This is a genomic window from Bradyrhizobium symbiodeficiens (assembly GCF_002266465.3).
In the GTDB taxonomy this organism is placed as follows: domain Bacteria; phylum Pseudomonadota; class Alphaproteobacteria; order Rhizobiales; family Xanthobacteraceae; genus Bradyrhizobium; species Bradyrhizobium symbiodeficiens.
Genome location: NZ_CP029427.2, coordinates 4518601 through 4536400, shown reverse-complemented (window position 1 = coordinate 4536400; position 17800 = coordinate 4518601). Strand labels below are relative to the sequence as shown.

Annotated in this window: 28 protein-coding genes; all 28 read left to right on the top strand. The window is 62.9% G+C overall.

The genetic code is table 11. The annotated features are described in order from the left end of the window. Positions 1–639 precede the first annotated feature (639 nt). The 28 genes from rpsL (at position 640) to rpsM (ending at position 17700) form a co-directional block, all read left to right on the top strand. The gene (gene rpsL / locus CIT39_RS21275) at positions 640–1011 is read left to right on the top strand and encodes a 30S ribosomal protein S12 (protein WP_007603006.1); all 372 of its coding nucleotides are present in this window, start codon (positions 640–642) and stop codon (positions 1009–1011) included. A 15-nt stretch (positions 1012–1026) separates the two neighbouring features. After that, positions 1027–1497, top strand: a complete 471-nt coding sequence (gene rpsG / locus CIT39_RS21270) for a 30S ribosomal protein S7 (protein WP_018322260.1) — start codon at positions 1027–1029, stop codon at positions 1495–1497. A gap of 30 nt (positions 1498–1527) precedes the next feature. Next, complete coding sequence (gene fusA / locus CIT39_RS21265; protein WP_094971999.1) at positions 1528–3600, top strand: elongation factor G; 2073 nt, start codon at positions 1528–1530, stop codon at positions 3598–3600. 40 nt (positions 3601–3640) lie between these two features. After that, entirely contained in the window at positions 3641–4831 is a 1191-nt protein-coding gene (gene tuf, locus CIT39_RS21260; protein WP_008136415.1) for an elongation factor Tu, read from the top strand. 81 nt (positions 4832–4912) lie between these two features. After that, on the top strand, positions 4913–5221 hold the full coding sequence (rpsJ, locus tag CIT39_RS21255) for a 30S ribosomal protein S10 (RefSeq protein ID WP_002712302.1): 309 nt from the start codon (positions 4913–4915) through the stop codon (positions 5219–5221). Positions 5222–5276: 55 nt separating this feature from the next. Next, positions 5277–5993 (top strand): 50S ribosomal protein L3, encoded by a 717-nt coding sequence (gene rplC, locus CIT39_RS21250; protein WP_018322262.1) that lies wholly within the window; start codon positions 5277–5279, stop codon positions 5991–5993. Between the two features lies 1 nt (position 5994). Then, the gene (gene rplD / locus CIT39_RS21245) at positions 5995–6615 is read left to right on the top strand and encodes a 50S ribosomal protein L4 (RefSeq protein WP_074116741.1); all 621 of its coding nucleotides are present in this window, start codon (positions 5995–5997) and stop codon (positions 6613–6615) included. Next, the gene (locus CIT39_RS21240; protein ID WP_063195096.1) at positions 6612–6914 is read left to right on the top strand and encodes a 50S ribosomal protein L23; all 303 of its coding nucleotides are present in this window, start codon (positions 6612–6614) and stop codon (positions 6912–6914) included. Before rplD ends, CIT39_RS21240 begins: the two co-directional genes overlap by 4 nt. Before the next feature lie 12 nt (positions 6915–6926). Beyond that, complete coding sequence (rplB, locus tag CIT39_RS21235) at positions 6927–7760, top strand: 50S ribosomal protein L2 (RefSeq protein ID WP_091957434.1); 834 nt, start codon at positions 6927–6929, stop codon at positions 7758–7760. Between the two features lie 12 nt (positions 7761–7772). After that, the gene (rpsS, locus tag CIT39_RS21230; protein ID WP_008136357.1) at positions 7773–8051 is read left to right on the top strand and encodes a 30S ribosomal protein S19; all 279 of its coding nucleotides are present in this window, start codon (positions 7773–7775) and stop codon (positions 8049–8051) included. Between the two features lie 10 nt (positions 8052–8061). Further along, positions 8062–8448: a 50S ribosomal protein L22 gene (rplV, locus tag CIT39_RS21225; protein WP_008136353.1), complete on the top strand. Its 387-nt coding sequence runs from the start codon at positions 8062–8064 to the stop codon at positions 8446–8448. A gap of 17 nt (positions 8449–8465) precedes the next feature. Next, the gene (gene rpsC, locus CIT39_RS21220) at positions 8466–9191 is read left to right on the top strand and encodes a 30S ribosomal protein S3 (protein WP_008136351.1); all 726 of its coding nucleotides are present in this window, start codon (positions 8466–8468) and stop codon (positions 9189–9191) included. Positions 9192–9223: 32 nt separating this feature from the next. After that, positions 9224–9637 (top strand): 50S ribosomal protein L16, encoded by a 414-nt coding sequence (gene rplP, locus CIT39_RS21215; protein ID WP_008136349.1) that lies wholly within the window; start codon positions 9224–9226, stop codon positions 9635–9637. A gap of 5 nt (positions 9638–9642) precedes the next feature. Further along, a complete protein-coding gene (gene rpmC, locus CIT39_RS21210) occupies positions 9643–9849 on the top strand; it encodes a 50S ribosomal protein L29 (RefSeq protein ID WP_094895733.1) in 207 nt (68 codons plus the stop codon). Positions 9850–9862: 13 nt separating this feature from the next. Further along, complete coding sequence (gene rpsQ / locus CIT39_RS21205; RefSeq protein WP_008136346.1) at positions 9863–10111, top strand: 30S ribosomal protein S17; 249 nt, start codon at positions 9863–9865, stop codon at positions 10109–10111. A gap of 84 nt (positions 10112–10195) precedes the next feature. After that, the gene (gene rplN / locus CIT39_RS21200) at positions 10196–10564 is read left to right on the top strand and encodes a 50S ribosomal protein L14 (RefSeq protein ID WP_007603030.1); all 369 of its coding nucleotides are present in this window, start codon (positions 10196–10198) and stop codon (positions 10562–10564) included. Beyond that, on the top strand, positions 10564–10878 hold the full coding sequence (gene rplX / locus CIT39_RS21195) for a 50S ribosomal protein L24 (protein ID WP_007603031.1): 315 nt from the start codon (positions 10564–10566) through the stop codon (positions 10876–10878). Before rplN ends, rplX begins: the two co-directional genes overlap by 1 nt. After that, a complete protein-coding gene (gene rplE, locus CIT39_RS21190) occupies positions 10871–11428 on the top strand; it encodes a 50S ribosomal protein L5 (protein WP_094895382.1) in 558 nt (185 codons plus the stop codon). Before rplX ends, rplE begins: the two co-directional genes overlap by 8 nt. 46 nt (positions 11429–11474) lie before the next feature. Beyond that, complete coding sequence (rpsN, locus tag CIT39_RS21185; RefSeq protein WP_094895381.1) at positions 11475–11780, top strand: 30S ribosomal protein S14; 306 nt, start codon at positions 11475–11477, stop codon at positions 11778–11780. Positions 11781–11794: 14 nt separating this feature from the next. Next, positions 11795–12193, top strand: coding sequence for a 30S ribosomal protein S8 (rpsH, locus tag CIT39_RS21180; RefSeq protein ID WP_094895380.1), 399 nt, complete (start codon positions 11795–11797; stop codon positions 12191–12193). A 16-nt stretch (positions 12194–12209) separates the two neighbouring features. Next, positions 12210–12743, top strand: coding sequence for a 50S ribosomal protein L6 (gene rplF / locus CIT39_RS21175; protein WP_094971998.1), 534 nt, complete (start codon positions 12210–12212; stop codon positions 12741–12743). 11 nt (positions 12744–12754) lie between these two features. After that, positions 12755–13117 (top strand): 50S ribosomal protein L18, encoded by a 363-nt coding sequence (gene rplR / locus CIT39_RS21170; protein WP_007603036.1) that lies wholly within the window; start codon positions 12755–12757, stop codon positions 13115–13117. A gap of 44 nt (positions 13118–13161) precedes the next feature. Continuing rightward, positions 13162–13758 (top strand): 30S ribosomal protein S5, encoded by a 597-nt coding sequence (gene rpsE / locus CIT39_RS21165; protein WP_018322271.1) that lies wholly within the window; start codon positions 13162–13164, stop codon positions 13756–13758. 23 nt (positions 13759–13781) lie between these two features. Continuing rightward, positions 13782–13988, top strand: a complete 207-nt coding sequence (gene rpmD, locus CIT39_RS21160) for a 50S ribosomal protein L30 (protein WP_094895379.1) — start codon at positions 13782–13784, stop codon at positions 13986–13988. Positions 13989–14003: 15 nt separating this feature from the next. Beyond that, positions 14004–14489, top strand: a complete 486-nt coding sequence (gene rplO, locus CIT39_RS21155; RefSeq protein ID WP_094971997.1) for a 50S ribosomal protein L15 — start codon at positions 14004–14006, stop codon at positions 14487–14489. Positions 14490–14639: 150 nt separating this feature from the next. Continuing rightward, entirely contained in the window at positions 14640–15971 is a 1332-nt protein-coding gene (gene secY, locus CIT39_RS21150) for a preprotein translocase subunit SecY (RefSeq protein WP_094971996.1), read from the top strand. Between the two features lie 270 nt (positions 15972–16241). Then, the gene (locus CIT39_RS21145; protein WP_094971995.1) at positions 16242–17144 is read left to right on the top strand and encodes an adenylate kinase; all 903 of its coding nucleotides are present in this window, start codon (positions 16242–16244) and stop codon (positions 17142–17144) included. Positions 17145–17331: 187 nt separating this feature from the next. Continuing rightward, the gene (gene rpsM / locus CIT39_RS21140; protein ID WP_014494511.1) at positions 17332–17700 is read left to right on the top strand and encodes a 30S ribosomal protein S13; all 369 of its coding nucleotides are present in this window, start codon (positions 17332–17334) and stop codon (positions 17698–17700) included. Positions 17701–17800 lie beyond the last annotated feature (100 nt).

Here is a 17800-nt window from a genome sequence, read left to right as displayed (position 1 = left end):
GAAAAAAAGCCTTAGCTTTGATTATAATAGTATTTTTCGCCCGGGTATAATTATTTTCAGGCTGGCGAAACGGTGACGACGTTCCCATATCGGAAGGAGGTGGCGAGCGCGGCAAACAGCGATTTTGACAGGCGCCTGAAGCGCTTCTGACTGTCGTTTCGCCTTGACTTGATCGATTCCCACTTATAGAAAGCGCCTCACTTAACGACAGGCGGTGAGCATCGCCAGCGTCGGAACGGGCCACCCGTTAGATCCCCAAGGACTAAAGCCTCAAGGGATCGCTCAAGACGGGCACCAACCTCGACGAATGCCGCTCAAACGCTGTCGATCATAGCTAGGCAATGCCAGTGCGACTTTAGGTCTCTTGAGCACGTTCTCTTGAGATCGAATTCGGATGCATGACCTCAGTGCGCGGGCCGCGGCTTTATGCTGACCGGCCTTGATACTGCGGTCCTCTGTGGCGTCGAAGCGCTTTCCGCCCGTTGATGGGGCGGTTGGCGCGATTTCGCTTTGTGCGGATTGTTCCGCGCAGGGTGACCCGGTCGGGCGGGGTGCTCGAAAGAATTTGCGGTCCCTTCAATGGACCGCGGCAAGACAGCGGATCCGCAAGGAGCCGCGATAACAAAGGGTAAGGCCAGGATGCCGACGATCAACCAGCTGATCGCTCAACCGCGTGAAGTGCAGAAGTCGCGCAAGAAGGTGCCGGCGCTGCAGCAGTCGCCGCAGAAGCGTGGTGTTTGCACCCGCGTCTACACCACGACCCCGAAGAAGCCGAACTCGGCGCTTCGTAAGGTCGCCAAGGTGCGCCTGACCAACGGCTTCGAGGTGATCGGCTACATCCCGGGTGAAGGCCATAACCTCCAGGAGCACTCGGTGGTCATGATCCGCGGCGGTCGCGTCAAGGACTTGCCCGGCGTGCGCTACCACATCCTCCGCGGCGTCCTGGATACCCAGGGCGTCAAGAACCGTAAGCAGCGTCGTTCGAAGTACGGCGCGAAGCGTCCGAAGTAAGCGGGAACCAGGTCCATGTCTCGTCGCCACTCAGCGGAAAAGCGCGAAGTCCTTCCGGATCCGAAGTTCGGGAACATCATCGTCACGAAGTTCATGAACTCGGTGATGTACGCCGGCAAGAAGTCGGTCGCCGAAGGCATCGTCTACGGTGCGTTCGGTATCATCGAAACCAAGACCAAGCAGAACCCGCTCGGCGTGTTCGAGCAGGCACTCGAGAACGTCATGCCGACGATCGAAGTGCGCTCCCGCCGCGTCGGCGGCGCGACCTACCAGGTTCCGGTCGAAGTTCGTTCGACCCGCCGTCAGGCGCTGGGCATCCGCTGGCTGATCTCGGCTGCGCGTGACCGCAACGAGAAGACGATGACCGAGCGGCTCTCGGCTGAGCTCCTGGACGCCTCGAACAACCGCGGTAACGCCGTCAAGAAGCGGGAAGACGTGCACCGGATGGCGGAAGCCAACCGTGCCTTCTCGCACTATCGCTGGTAACGGCGAAACACGGAATCTAAGGAACACTCAATGCCTCGCGTTCATGCCATAGAGAATTACCGCAACTTCGGTATCATGGCGCATATCGATGCCGGCAAGACCACGACCACCGAGCGCATCCTCTATTACACCGGCAAGAGCCACAAGATCGGCGAAGTGCACGAAGGTGCCGCGACGATGGACTGGATGGAGCAGGAGCAGGAGCGTGGCATCACGATCACCTCGGCTGCGACCACCGCGTTCTGGGCCGGCAAGCGCCTGAACATCATCGACACCCCCGGCCACGTCGACTTCACCATCGAAGTCGAGCGTTCGCTGCGCGTGCTCGACGGCGCCGTCTGCGTGCTCGATTCGAACCAGGGCGTCGAGCCCCAGACCGAGACCGTCTGGCGCCAGGGCGACAAGTACAAGGTTCCGCGCATCGTCTTCGCCAACAAGATGGACAAGACCGGCGCGGACTTCTTCAAGTGCCTGGCCGACATCGTCGACCGCCTCGGCGCCAAGCCGATCGCCATCCAGCTTCCGATCGGCGCCGAGAACAACTTCAAGGGTCTCGTCGACCTCGTGAAGATGCAGGGCATCATCTGGAACGATGAATCGCTCGGCGCGAAGTTCGACTATGTCGACATTCCCGAGGATCTGGTCGAGCAGGCCAAGGAATACCGCGAGAAGATGGTGGAGGCCGCCGTCGAGCTCGACGACGACGCCATGGCCGCCTATCTCGATGGCAAGGAGCCGGACGAAGAGACGCTGAAGCGGCTGATCCGCAAGGCGGTCCTGACCGGCGCATTCTATCCCGTGCTGTGCGGCTCGGCCTTCAAGAACAAGGGCGTGCAGCCGTTGCTCGACGCCGTCGTCGACTATCTGCCGTCGCCGGTCGACGTGCCCGCGATCAAGGGCACCGACGATCGCGGCAACGAAGTCGTGCGCAAGGCGGACGACAAGGAGCCGCTCGCGCTGCTCGCGTTCAAGATCATGGACGACCCGTTCGTCGGCACCATCACCTTCTGCCGCATCTACTCCGGCGTTCTGCAGAGCGGCACCGGCGTGGTGAACTCGACCCGCGAGAAGAAGGAGCGCATCGGGCGCATGCTGTTGATGCATGCGAACAATCGCGAAGACATCAAGGAAGCCTATGCCGGCGACATCGTCGCGCTGGCCGGCCTGAAGGAAGCGCGCACCGGTGACACGCTGTGCGATCCCGACAAGCAGGTGATCCTGGAGAAGATGGAATTCCCCGAGCCGGTCATCGAGATCGCGATCGAGCCGAAGTCCAAGGCCGACCAGGAAAAGCTGGGCGTGGCGCTGGCCAAGCTCGCTGCGGAGGATCCGTCCTTCCGCGTGTCGACCGACCAGGAGTCCGGCCAGACCATCCTCAAGGGCATGGGCGAACTCCATCTCGACATCAAGGTCGACATTCTCCGCCGCACCTACAAGGTCGACGCCAACATCGGCGCGCCCCAGGTTGCGTTCCGTGAGCGCGTCACCAAGAAGGCCGAGGTCAAGTACACCCACAAGAAGCAGACAGGCGGTACCGGTCAGTTCGCGGAAGTGTCGATCGTGGTCGAGCCGAATGAACCCGGCAAGGGCTACGAATTCGAGTCCAAGATCGTCGGCGGTGCGGTTCCGAAGGAATACATCCCCGGCGTCGAAAAGGGCCTCAACAGCGTGATGAGCTCTGGCGTCGTCGCGGGCTTCCCCGTGGTCGACGTCAAGGTTCAGCTCGTCGACGGCAAGTATCACGACGTCGACTCGTCGGCGCTCGCCTTCGAAATCGCATCGCGCGCGGCATTCCGCGAAGCCTTGCAGAAGGGCAAGTCCGTCCTGCTCGAGCCGATCATGAAGGTCGAAGTGGTGACCCCGGAAGACTATACCGGCTCGGTCATCGGCGACCTGAATTCGCGGCGCGGTCAGATCCAGGGTCAGGACATGCGCGGCAACGCCAACGTCATCAATGCGATGGTGCCGCTCATGAACATGTTCGGTTACGTGAATAACCTGCGCTCGATGAGCCAGGGTCGCGCAACCTTCACCATGCAGTTCGACCACTACGCAGAAGCGCCGGCCAACGTGTCGGCAGAAGTCCAGAAGAAGTTTGCCTGATTGTCGTCGGTCACGAACTGACGATTGAACGGAGAGTCAAATGGCCAAAGCAAAGTTTGAACGTAACAAGCCGCACTGCAACATCGGCACCATCGGTCACGTCGACCATGGCAAGACGTCGCTGACCGCGGCGATCACCAAGGTTCTCGCCGAAGCGGGCGGTGCGACGTTCACCGCGTACGACCAGATCGACAAGGCGCCGGAAGAGAAGGCGCGCGGCATCACCATCTCGACCGCGCACGTCGAGTACGAGACGCCGAACCGCCACTACGCCCACGTCGACTGCCCCGGCCACGCCGACTACGTCAAGAACATGATCACCGGCGCCGCCCAGATGGACGGTGCGATCCTGGTCGTGTCGGCCGCTGACGGCCCGATGCCGCAGACCCGCGAGCACATCCTGCTCGCCCGCCAGGTCGGCGTGCCCGCGCTCGTCGTGTTCCTCAACAAGTGCGACATGGTCGACGATCCGGAACTGCTCGAACTCGTCGAGCTCGAAGTCCGCGAGCTGCTCTCGAAGTACGACTTCCCGGGCGACAAGATCCCGATCATCAAGGGTTCGGCGCTCGCCGCTCTCGAAGATTCCGACAAGAAGCTCGGCCACGACGCCATCCTCGAGCTGATGAAGAACGTCGACGAGTACATCCCGCAGCCGGAGCGCCCGATCGACCAGCCGTTCCTGATGCCGGTTGAAGACGTGTTCTCGATCTCGGGCCGCGGCACCGTCGTGACCGGTCGTGTCGAGCGCGGCATCGTCAAGGTCGGCGAGGAAATCGAGATCGTCGGTCTCCGTGCGACCCAGAAGACGACCGTCACCGGCGTCGAAATGTTCCGCAAGCTGCTCGATCAGGGCCAGGCCGGCGACAATATCGGTGCGCTGCTCCGCGGCACCAAGCGCGAAGACGTCGAGCGCGGCCAGGTGCTGTGCAAGCCGGGTTCGGTCAAGCCGCACACCAAGTTCAAGGCTGAGGCTTACATCCTCACCAAGGAAGAGGGCGGTCGCCACACCCCGTTCTTCACCAACTACCGTCCGCAGTTCTACTTCCGCACCACCGACGTGACCGGTGTCGTGCACCTGCCGGAAGGCACCGAGATGGTGATGCCGGGCGACAACATCGCGATGGAAGTGCACCTGATCGTGCCGATCGCGATGGAAGAGAAGCTCCGCTTCGCGATCCGCGAGGGCGGCCGCACCGTCGGCGCCGGCGTCGTCGCCTCGATCATCGAGTAATACGAGAACAGGGATCGGCGAGTAGCGAATGGTGACATTCGCTATTCGCTATTCGCCACCCCACTGAAGAAAGACACGGCAATGAACGGCCAAAACATTCGTATCCGTCTCAAGGCGTTCGACCATCGTATCCTCGATACGTCGACCCGCGAGATCGTGAACACGGCGAAGCGCACCGGCGCGCAGGTCCGCGGACCCATTCCGCTGCCCACCCGCATCGAGAAGTTCACCGTCAACCGTTCGCCCCACGTCGACAAGAAGAGCCGCGAGCAGTTCGAGATGCGCACTCACAAGCGCCTGCTCGACATCGTCGATCCGACCCCGCAGACCGTCGATGCTTTGATGAAGCTCGATCTGGCCGCCGGTGTCGACGTCGAGATCAAGCTCTAAGATTTTTGGATCACGTTCGCGACTATAGCGGACAGAAAGAACAGGAAGCACGCCGATGCGCTCCGGAGTGATCGCACAAAAGGTCGGGATGACGCGGGTCTTTACAGAGGCCGGCGAACATATCCCCGTGACCGTGCTGAAGCTCGGCAATTGCCAGGTCGTAGGCCACCGCACTGAAGAGAAGAACGGTTACGTCGCGCTCCAGCTTGGTTCTGGCGCCCGCAAGACCGTTTACATGCCCAAGGCTGAGCGCGGCCAGTTCGCGGTCGCCAAGGTCGAGCCGAAGCGCCGGGTCGAGGAGTTCCGCGTCACCGCGGATGCCATGATCCCGGTCGGCGCCGAGATCCTTGCCGACCACTTCGTCGTCGGCCAGTTCGTCGACGTCACCGGCACCTCGGTCGGTAAGGGCTTCGCCGGCGGCATGAAGCGCTGGAACTTCGGCGGTCTGCGTGCCACCCACGGTGTGTCCGTCTCGCACCGCTCGATCGGTTCGACCGGTGGCCGTCAGGACCCCGGCAAGACCTGGAAGAACAAGAAGATGCCCGGCCACATGGGTGTCGACCGCATCACCACGCTCAACCTTCGCGTCGTTCAGCTCGATGTCGAGCGCGGCCTGATCCTCGTCGAAGGTGCCGTTCCCGGCTCCAAGGGCGGCTGGATTCGCGTGCGCGACGCGGTCAAGAAGCCGTTGCCGAAGGAAGCTCCGAAGCCCGGCAAGTTCAAGGTTGCGGGCGGCGAAGCCGAGGCTGCGGCCCAGCAAGAGGGTGCGTGAGATGGAATTGAAGGTCACCACCCTCGAAGGTAAGGAAGCCGGCTCGGTCCAGCTCTCCGACACCATTTTCGGTCTCGAGCCGCGCCAGGACATCATTGCACGTTGCGTGCAGTGGCAGCTCAACAAGCGCCAGGCCGGTACCCACAAGGCCAAGGGTCGCGCCGAGATCTGGCGCACCGGCAAGAAGATGTACAAGCAGAAGGGCACCGGCGGTGCTCGTCACGGCTCGGCCCGCGTGCCGCAGTTCCGCGGCGGCGGTCGTGCCTTCGGTCCGGTGGTGCGTTCGCACGCCACCGACCTGCCGAAGAAGGTCCGCGCGCTGGCGCTGAAGCATGCGCTCTCGGCCAAGGCCAAGGACGGCGATCTCGTCGTGATCGACAAGGCCGCGCTGGAAGCCGCCAAGACAAAGGCGCTGCTCGGTCACTTCTCGGGTCTGGGTCTGACCAACGCGCTGATCATCGACGGCGCAGAGCTCAACAACGGCTTCGCCGCTGCGGCCCGCAACATCCCGAACATGGACGTGCTGCCGATCCAGGGCATCAACGTGTACGACATCCTGCGCCGTCAGAAGCTCGTTCTGACCAAGGCCGCCATCGATGCGCTGGAGGCGCGCTTCAAATGACGAAGAACATCGAGGCCCGCCACTACGACGTGATCCTGTCGCCGGTCGTGACCGAAAAGGCCACGATTGCCTCGGAGCACAACAAGGTGCTGTTCAAGGTGGCCGCCAAGGCGACCAAGCCGCAGATCAAGGAAGCGATCGAGAAGCTGTTCGACGTCAAGGTCAAGAGCGTCAACACGCTGGTCCGCAAGGGCAAGACCAAGATCTTCCGCGGCAATCTCGGCTCGCAGTCGAACTCCAAGCGCGCGATCGTGACTCTCGAAGAGGGTCACCGGATCGACGTGACCACCGGTCTGTAAGGTCGCACGACGATGGCACTGAAGACATTCAATCCCACGACGCCGGGCCAGCGCCAGCTGGTCATGGTCGATCGTTCGGCCCTCTACAAGGGCAAGCCGGTCAAGGCGCTCACCGAAGGCAAGCACTCCTCGGGCGGTCGCAACAGCACGGGTCGCATTACCGTGCGCTTCCGCGGCGGTGGTCACAAGCGGACGCTGCGCACCGTCGATTTCAAGCGTGAGAAGATCGACGTTCCCGCGACCGTCGAGCGGCTGGAATACGATCCGAACCGCAGCGGCTTCATCGCGCTGATCAAGTATCAGGACGGCGAGCAGGCCTACATCCTGGCGCCGCAGCGCCTGGCGGTTGGTGATACCATCATCGCCGGCAACTACGTCGACGTGAAGCCGGGCAACGTCATGCCGCTCGGCAACATGCCGGTCGGCACGATCATCCACAACATCGAGCTCAAGATCGGGAAGGGCGGCCAGCTCGCCCGTTCCGCGGGCACCTATGCCCAGCTCGTCGGTCGCGACCAGGACTACGTGATCATCCGCCTGAATTCGGGCGAGCAGCGCCTGGTGCATGGCCGTTGCCGCGGCACGATCGGCGCGGTGTCGAACCCGGATCACATGAACACCTCGATCGGCAAGGCCGGCCGCAACCGTTGGCTGGGCCGCAAGCCGCATAACCGCGGTGTTTCGATGAACCCGATCGACCATCCGCACGGCGGTGGTGAAGGTCGTACCTCGGGCGGCCGCCACCCGGTTACCCCGTGGGGCAAGCCGACCAAGGGCAAGAAGACCCGCACCAACAAGTCGACCAACAAATTCATTCTCCTAAGCCGCCACAAGCGGAAGAAGTAAGGAACGCCGGACATGGTTCGTTCAGTCTGGAAAGGCCCGTTCGTCGAGGGTTCTCTGCTCAAGAAGGCAGATGCCGCCCGTGCGTCCGGCCGTCACGACGTCATCAAGATCTGGAGCCGTCGCTCGACCATCCTGCCGCAGTTCGTCGGCCTGACCTTCGGCGTCTACAACGGTCAGAAGCACGTTCCGGTGGCGGTCAACGAGGAAATGGTCGGGCACAAGTTCGGCGAGTTCTCGCCGACCCGGACCTTCCATGGCCACTCCGGCGACAAGAAAGCCAAGAAGGCTTGAGGATTAAACGATGAGCAAACCTAAGCGCGAACGGAGCCTCGCCGAGAACGAGGCCAAGGCGGTCGCCCGGATGCTGCGGGTGAGCCCGCAGAAGCTCAACCTGGTCGCCCAGCTCATTCGCGGCCGGAAGGCAGCTGCTGCGCTCGCCGATCTGCAGTTTTCGCGCAAGCGGATCGCGGTCGACGTGAAGAAGTGCCTGGAATCGGCTATCGCCAATGCTGAGAACAACCACGATCTCGACGTCGACGATCTCGTCGTAGCGCAGGCCTTCGTCGGCAACGGCCTCGTCATGAAGCGCTTCGCCGCCCGCGGCCGCGGCCGCTCGGGCCGTGTCTACAAACCATTTTCGCAGCTGACGATCATCGTTCGTCAGGTCGAAGCCGAAGCAGCCGCTTAAGGGCGCAGGAGAACACGATGGGTCAAAAGATCAATCCGATCGGTCTGCGTCTCGGCATCAACCGCACCTGGGATTCCCGCTGGTTCGCCGGCAAGCAGGAATACGGCAAGCTGCTGCACGAGGACGTCAAGATCCGTGAGATCCTGCACAAGGAGCTCAAGCAGGCGGCCGTCGCCCGCATCGTGATCGAGCGTCCGCACAAGAAGTGCCGCGTCACCATCCACTCGGCTCGTCCGGGCGTGGTGATCGGCAAGAAGGGCGCCGACATCGACAAGCTGCGCAAGAGGGTCGCGGACATCACCTCGTCCGACGTCGTCATCAACATCGTCGAAATCCGCAAGCCGGAGCTCGACGCGACGCTGGTGGCCGAGTCGATCGCGCAGCAGCTCGAGCGCCGCGTCGCGTTCCGCCGTGCCATGAAGCGCGCCGTTCAGTCGGCGATGCGTCTCGGCGCTGAAGGCATCCGCATCAACTGCTCGGGTCGTCTGGGCGGTGCGGAAATCGCGCGCATGGAGTGGTACCGCGAAGGTCGCGTGCCGCTGCACACGCTGCGCGCCGACATCGACTACGGCGTTGCGACCGCGTTCACGACCTTCGGCACCTGCGGCGTCAAGGTCTGGATCTTCAAGGGCGAGATCCTCGAGCACGATCCGATGGCCCAGGACAAGAGAATGGCCGAAGGCGAGAGCAGCGGCGGTGGTGATCGCGGTGGCCGTGGGCGCCGCGACAACGCTGCGGCCTGACGCCAGCACAGAGAATTTGAGGGCTCAAAGCCATGATGCAACCTAAGAAGACGAAGTTCCGGAAAGCGCATAAGGGCCGTATCCACGGCGTTGCGTCTTCGGGTGCGACGTTGGCCTTCGGCCAGTTCGGCCTGAAGGCGACCGAGCCTGAGCGCGTCACCGCGCGCCAGATCGAAGCCGCCCGCCGCGCGCTGACCCGTCACATGAAGCGTGCCGGCCGCGTCTGGATCCGCGTATTCCCGGACGTTCCGGTGTCGAAGAAGCCGGCCGAAGTCCGCATGGGCTCCGGCAAGGGTTCGCCGGAATTGTGGGTCGCGCGCGTCAAGCCGGGCCGGGTGTTGTTCGAGATCGACGGCGTCAACACCCAGACGGCGCGCGAAGCGCTGACCCTGGCGGCCGCCAAGCTGCCGATCAAGACGCGCTTCGTCGAGCGCATTGCGGAGTAATGGCCATGGCCCAGATGAAGATCGAAGACATCCGCGCGATGAGCCCCGACCAGCAGGATGACGCCGTCCTGAACCTGAAGAAGGAACGCTTCAACCTGCGCTTCCAGCGCGCCACCGGGCAGCTCGAGAACACCTCGCGCCTGCGCGAGGCTCGCCGTGACATCGCCCGTATCAAGACCGTCGCCGCGCAGAAGCGCGCGAAAGAGAAGTAAGGGGCTTACGAAGATGCCGAAACGTACTTTGCAAGGCGTGGTCGTCAGCGACAAGACTGCCAAGACCGTCGTGGTGCGCGTCGATCGCCGCTTCACGCATCCGATCTACAAGAAGACGATCCGCCGTTCGAAGAACTACCACGCGCACGACGAGGACAACCAGTTCAAGCCGGGCGACATGGTGTGGATCGAGGAATCGAAGCCGATTTCGAAGTTGAAGCGCTGGGTCGTGATCCGGGGCGAACACAAGAAAAGCGCCTGATCTGTTGGCTTTAGCCGACTGACTTCAGGAAAATGTTGAGCGCCGGCTGGGCTGGCGCAAGAGAGAAGAGGACGAGGTGCATCAATGATTCAGATGCAGACCAACCTCGACGTGGCCGACAATTCTGGCGCACGCCGTGTCATGTGTATCAAGGTGCTCGGAGGCTCCAAGCGCCGCTACGCCACGATCGGCGACATCATTGTCGTCTCGATCAAGGAAGCGATTCCGCGTGGCAAGGTGAAGAAGGGCGACGTGATGAAGGCCGTCGTGGTGCGCGTCCGCAAGGACATCCGCCGCGCCGACGGTTCGGTCATCCGTTTCGACCGCAACGCCGCCGTTCTGATCAACAACCAATCCGAGCCGGTCGGCACCCGTATCTTCGGGCCCGTGCCGCGCGAGCTGCGTGCGAAGAACCACATGAAGATCATCTCGCTCGCGCCGGAGGTGCTGTGATGGCTGCGAAGATCCGCAAGGGCGACAAGGTCGTCGTGCTGACCGGTCGCGACAAGGGCCGCACCGGCGAGGTGTTCGAGGTTCGCCCCGACGCCGGCACGGCGCTGGTGCGCGGCATCAACATGGTCAAGCGTCACCAGAAGCAGACGCAGGCCCAGGAGGGCGGCATCATCTCCAAGGAGTCGCCGATCCAACTGTCCAACATCGCGTATGTCGGCAAGGACGGAAAGCCGACCCGCGTCGGATTCAAGATTCTGGCGGACGGCAAGAAGGTCCGCATCGCCAAGAGCTCGGGAGCTGAGATCGATGGCTGAGGCCGCTTACACCCCGCGCCTGCGCGCGGAATACGATGCGAAGATCCGCACGGAAATGACCGAGAAGTTCGGTTATGAGAACGTGATGCAGGTTCCGCGCCTGGACAAGGTCGTGCTGAACATGGGCGTCGGCGATTCCGTCAACGACCGCAAGAAGGCCGAGACCGCCGCCAGCGAGCTGACCCAGATCGCAGGCCAGAAGGCCATCGTGACCTACTCGCGTATCGCGATCGCGACCTTCAAGCTGCGTGAAAACCAGCCGATCGGCTGCAAGGTCACGCTGCGCAAGGCCCGCATGTACGAGTTCATTGATCGCCTGGTGACGGTCGCGCTGCCGCGCGTCCGCGACTTCCGCGGCCTGAACCCGAAGAGCTTCGACGGCCGCGGCAATTATTCGCTCGGCATCAAGGAGCACATCATTTTCCCCGAGATCGACTTCGACAAGGTCACGGAAGCCCGCGGTATGGACATCACTGTCTGCACCACGGCCAAGACCGACGACGAGGCGAGGGCCTTGTTGACCGCTTTCAATTTCCCGTTCCGGCAGTGAGACGCTGACCTAAAGCCTCTCAAACGCGGATACCCAGGAGCCAAGCATGGCAAAGAAGAGTTCAATCGAGAAGAACAACCGGCGCAAGCGGATGACGAAGAACGCCGCCCCGAAGCGCGAGCGTTTGAAGGCGATCATCGCCGACAAGACGCTGCCGATGGAGGAGCGGTTCGCCGCGACCCTGAAGCTTGCGGAAATGCCGCGCAACTCGTCGGCGACCCGCATCCGCCTGCGTTGCGAGCTGTCGGGCCGTTCGCGTTCGAACTACCGCAAGACCAAACTGTCCCGCATCGCGATGCGCGAACTTGGCTCCAAGGGCATGGTCCCGGGCCTCGTGAAGTCCAGCTGGTAAGGAGGGTCGTTTAGATGTCTACGCACGATCCAATCAGCGATCTGATCACCCGCATCCGCAACGCGCAGATGCGCTCCAAGTCCAAGGTCTCGACGCCTGGCTCGAGGATGCGCGAGAACGTGCTCGAGGTCCTCAAGAGCGAGGGCTACATCCGCGGTTACGCCACGCTCGAGCATTCCTCGGGCCGCAGCGAGATCGAGATCGAGCTGAAGTATTTCGACGGCGAGCCCGTCATCCGCGAGATCGAACGTGTTTCCAAGCCCGGGCGTCGCGTTTACGCCTCGGTGAAGAACCTGCCGCGGGTCAACAATGGGCTCGGCATTTCGGTGTTGTCGACGCCGAAGGGGATCATGGCCGACCACAGCGCGCGCGAAGCGAATGTGGGCGGTGAAGTCCTCTTCACGGTGTTCTGAGAAGGATTTTTGATCCATGTCACGTGTTGGCAAAAGGCCTGTGCCGGTTCCGTCGGGTGTTACCGCGACCGTCGATGGGCAGACCGTCAAGATGAAGGGCCCGAAGGGCCAGCTTCAGTTCGTCGTTCATGACGACGTCGAGGTGAAGCTCGAGGACGGCCAGGTGAAGGTGAACCCGCGGGTCGAGACCAATCGCGCGCGGGCGCTGTACGGCACCGCTCGCGCCCAGGTCGCGAATCTGGTCGAAGGCGTCACCAAGGGCTTCGAGAAGAAGCTCGAGATCACCGGCGTCGGTTACCGCGCCGCGATGCAGGGCAAGAACCTGCAGCTCGCGCTCGGCTACAGCCACGACGTGGTCTATACGATCCCGGAGGGGATCACGATCACGGTGCCGAAGCCGACCGAGATCACGGTGACCGGCAGCGACATCCAGCGCGTCGGCCAGGTCGCCGCCGAGATTCGCTCGTATCGTCCGCCGGAGCCCTACAAGGGCAAGGGCGTGAAGTATGTTGGCGAATTCATCTTCCGCAAGGAAGGCAAGAAGAAGTAACGGAGCCGGTCATGTCGAAAGCCAAGGTTACGAATGCCCGGCGCAAGCGCAGTGTACGGCTGAAGCTGCGCCGCTCCGGTGGCGGCCGTCCGCGCCTGTCGGTGTTCCGCTCGTCCAAGCACATCTACGCCCAGGTCATCGACGACCTGAAGGGCGAGACGCTGGCCTCTGCCTCGTCGCTCGAGAAGTCGATGCGCGACGGCGGCAAGACCGGCGCCGACATCGATGCGGCGAAGGCGGTCGGCAAGCTGCTGGCCGAGCGCGCCGCCGAGAAGGGCGTCAAGGAAGTCGTGTTCGATCGCGGCAGCTACCTCTATCACGGGCGCGTCAAGGCTCTGGCCGATGCAGCGCGTGAGAGCGGGCTGAGCTTCTAACAGAATTTGAGGATTGGGGCGCAAGCCTCTGAAGGATTGGAAAAATGGCAGAACGCGAACAACGTGGTGGACGCGATCAACGCGGCGGCGGCGGACGTGAACGCAGGGAGCGCGAGGAGCGCGACAGCGAGTTCGTCGACAAGCTCGTCCACATCAACCGCGTTGCCAAGGTCGTCAAGGGCGGCAAGCGCTTCGGTTTCGCAGCGCTGGTCGTGATCGGCGACCAGAAGGGCCGCGCCGGCTTCGGTCACGGCAAGGCGCGCGAAGTGCCGGAAGCGATCCGCAAGGCCACCGAGTCCGCCAAGCGCAACCTGACCCGCGTGTCGCTGCGCGAGGGCCGTACGCTGCATCACGACATCGCCGGCCGTCATGGCGCTGGCCGTGTCTACCTGCGCGCGGCTCCGGCCGGTACCGGCATCATCGCCGGCGGCCCGATGCGCGCCGTGTTCGAGACGCTCGGCGTCCAGGACGTGGTAGCCAAGTCGATCGGCTCGTCGAACCCCTACAACATGGTTCGCGCGACCTTCGACGCGCTGAAGCATCAGGATTCGCCGCGTTCGGTCGCAGCCCGCCGCAACATCAAGGTGTCCACTCTGCAGTCGCGCCGGATCGGTGGCGATGCCGAGGCGGCTGCCGACTAACGGAAGCTCTGGAGTAGATTCTCATGGCCAAGGACGCAGCTAAGTCCAGCAAGACGATCAAGCTCGAGCAGACCGGCAGCGCGATCCGCCGCCATCACTCGCAGCGTTCGACGCTGATCGGGCTCAAGCTCAACAAGATCGGTCGCACCAGCGAACTGCAGGACACCCCGGCAGTCCGTGGCATGATCGAGAAGGTTCATCATCTCGTTCGCATCGTCGACGAGAAGTAAACAAGGAGAAGGGCGATGAAGCTCAGCGATATCGCCGACAACGCCGGCTCGCGCAAGAAGCGTATGCGCGTCGGCCGTGGCATTGGTTCGGGCAAGGGTAAGCAGTCCGGCCGCGGCGGCAAGGGCCAGACCGCGCGTTCGGGCGTGCGCATCAAGGGTTTCGAAGGCGGCCAGATGCCGTTGCATCGCCGTCTGCCCAAGCGCGGCTTCAACAACATCTTCCGCGTCGAGTTCGCCGAGATCAATCTCGACCGGCTCCAGGAAGCGGTCGATGCCAAGAAGATCGACGCCGGCAGCGTCGTGACCATCGAGTCCCTGGTGAAGGGTGGCGTTCTGCGCCGGCCCAAGGGTGGCCTGCGGCTGCTCGGCCGCGGCGAGCTCAAGTCCAAGCTCAACATCGAAGTCCACGGCGCCACCAAGACCGCGATCGCCGCGGTCGAGAAAGCCGGCGGCTCGGTGAAGATCCTCGCCCCTGCCAAGGAAGAAGGCGAGGCGGCGTAACAACTGCGTCATTGGCCCGCGGCTCGCGGGCCTTTACGCATGAAGGACGTGGACTTATCGAAGCCGAGCCCCAGATAATGTCCGGTGTCCGGTATAATGTAGCCCGGCCGCGGGCATGACGGCGCAATAGGCGGCGGGAGAAAGTCCAAGATGGCCTCTGCAGCGGAACAACTGGCAGCCAATCTCAATTTCGGTGCGTTCGCCAAGGCTGACGAACTGAAGAAGCGCATCTGGTTCACCCTGGGTGCGTTGCTCGTTTATCGGCTCGGGACCTACATCCCGCTCCCCGGCATCGACCCCAATATCTGGGAGCAGGTGTTCCGCTCCCAGGCGGGCGGCATCCTCGGCATGTTCAACATGTTCGCCGGCGGCGGCATCCACCGCATGGCGATCTTCGCGCTGAACATCATGCCGTATATCTCGGCCTCGATCATCATCCAGCTCCTCACCACCGTCTCGCCGCAACTCGAGGCGCTGAAGAAGGAAGGCGAGTCCGGCCGCAAGCTGCTGAACCAGTACACCCGCTATCTCACCGTGATCCTGGCCGCGTTCCAGTCCTACGGAATCGCGGTGGGCCTCGAGGGCGCCGGCAACGTCGTCAGCGACCCCGGCCTGTTCTTCCGTCTGTCCACTGCGATCACGCTGACCGGCGGCACCATGTTCCTGATGTGGCTGGGCGAGCAGATCACCTCGCGCGGCATCGGCAACGGCATCTCGCTGATCATTCTGTCCGGCATCGTCGCCGAGCTGCCCGCCGCGCTCGCCAACATGCTCGAGCTCGGTCGTCAGGGCGCGATGTCGACCGGCCTGATCCTGGTCGTCATCATCATGGCGGTCGCCGTGATCGCCTTCATCGTGTTCATGGAGCGCGCGCAGCGCCGCCTCCTGATCCAGTATCCGAAGCGCCAGGTCGGCAACAAGATGTTCGAGGGCCAGTCCTCGCATCTGCCGCTCAAGCTCAATACCTCCGGCGTGATCCCGCCGATCTTCGCGTCCTCGCTGCTCTTGCTGCCGACCACGGTGGCGAACTTCAACGCGGGAAGCGGGCCGGAATGGTTCCAGTGGATCACCACCCAGCTCGGCCACGGCCGTCCGCTGTTCCTGATCATGTATCTGGCGCTGATCGTGTTCTTCGCCTTCTTCTACACCGCGATCGTGTTCAACCCGACCGAGACCGCGGACAATCTGAAGAAGCACGGCGGCTTCATTCCGGGCATCCGTCCCGGCGAACGCACCGCGGAATATATCGACTACGTGCTGTCGCGCATCACCGTGCTCGGTGCGGTCTATCTGGCGATCGTCTGCTTGATCCCGGAAATCCTGATCTCCTATGCTTCGGTGCCGTTCTACTTCGGCGGCACCTCGCTGCTGATCGTGGTCAGCGTCACCATGGACACGGTGGCGCAGGTGCAGGGCTATCTGCTGGCGCATCAGTATGAAGGCCTGATCCGCAAGTCGAAGCTGCGCGGGCGCCGCCGCTAGAGGCCTATCGAGGCGGCGCGTCTGCGCCGCCGATTCGCCGCGCACCGACGGTGCGCGGCTTGCGCCAAGCGCAGCACGGACCTTCGATCGCATTGGCAGAGCACCCCGCACTGCGACGCAATCACTGATTTCAAAGCCCTTCTTGGCGTCTGCCCGTCCGCTCCCCTATGATATGGGTAGCGGTGCAGCGCCGATTATGGTTTGCACTGTTCTTGGACTTCAAACACGGGTGCGCGACGTATCGCTCACCAATCCGGGGGGGCATACGCGATGAGAATTATACTTCTTGGACCGCCGGGGTCGGGCAAGGGGACCCAGGCGCAGCTGCTGGTCGAGCGCTATGGCATCGTCCAGCTCTCGACCGGCGAGATGCTGCGTGCGGCCGTGGCGGCCGGAACGCCGGTCGGGCTGAAGGCCAAGGAGATCATGGCCAGCGGTGCTCTCGTGCCCGACGAGGTCGTGGTCGGAATCATCTCCGATCGGATCGATCAGCCGGACGCCCGCAACGGCTTCATCCTCGACGGTTTCCCGCGCACGGTGCCTCAGGCCGAGGCGCTGGACGATCTGCTCAAGCACAAGCACCTCAAGCTCGACGCCGTGATCGAGCTCCGCGTCAACGAGAGCGCGCTGCTGCACCGTGTCGAGACCCGCGTCGCCCAGATGCGTGAGCGCGGGGAGGAGGTCCGACTCGACGACACCCCGGAGGTCCTGACCAAGCGGTTAGCCAACTACCGCAACCAGACGGAACCGCTGATTCACTACTATTCCGAGCGGCGCAAGCTCTCGACCATCGACGGTATGATGGCCATCGACGAGGTCACCCGCGCCATCCATCGACAGCTCCTGGCGCTGGGGGCATTCGAAGCCAGGACCAACGCCAAAAGCGTAGCCAAGGCTGGCCCGGCCAAGAAGGCCAAGGCCAGCAAGAAGGCGAGCAAGAAGGCTGGGAAAGCAGCCAAAACGACCAAAAAGCCCGCCAAATCGGCTAAAAAGGCCGCCAAGGCGACGGTGAGGGGCCCCAAGAAGGCGGCCAAGAAGGCCGGCAAGAAGGCCGCCGGGAAGACCGTCAAGAAAGCCGCGAAAAAGGCGTCCCCAAAGACCGCCAGGAAGGCTGTCAAAAAGGGTGCCAAGAAGGCCGCAAAAAAGGTCACGAAAAGGCGAGCCAAACGCTAGCAGCGGTTGACGAAAGCCCCTGGAATCCCCTAATAAGCCCCGCATCCAAGTCGGATAGTTTCAAACGATGCCGGGCCCCAGGAAGACCGGGGGTGGGCGTCGTGTTCGCGTTTGTGAACACCTGCCCGAGAAACCAAGCACTTAAAGACCGGTTCCTGACGAGGGATCGGTAACAGGAGAGAAGGCCGTGGCCCGTATTGCCGGCGTGAACATCCCGACCAACAAGCGCGTGCTGATCGCGCTCCAGTACATCCATGGCATCGGCCAGAAGATCGCTGGCGAGATTCTCGAAAAGGTGAAGATCCCCGAGGATCGTCGCGTCAATCAGCTGAGCGATGCCGAAGTGCTCCAGATCCGCGAAGTGATCGACCGCGACTATCTCGTCGAGGGCGACCTGCGTCGTGAGGTCGGCATCAACATCAAGCGTCTGATGGACCTCGGCTGCTATCGCGGCCTGCGTCATCGTCGCGGCCTGCCGGTGCGCGGCCAGCGTACCCACACCAATGCGCGCACGCGCAAGGGTCCGGCCAAGGCCATCGCCGGCAAGAAGAAGTAAGTTTTCGAATCCAAATCGCAGCGTGTGGCGAACAGGGGCGACCCGTTCGCCGCACGCATTTCGTTCCACAGGTGTAGCCGCTGGCACTACGGCGGCGTTT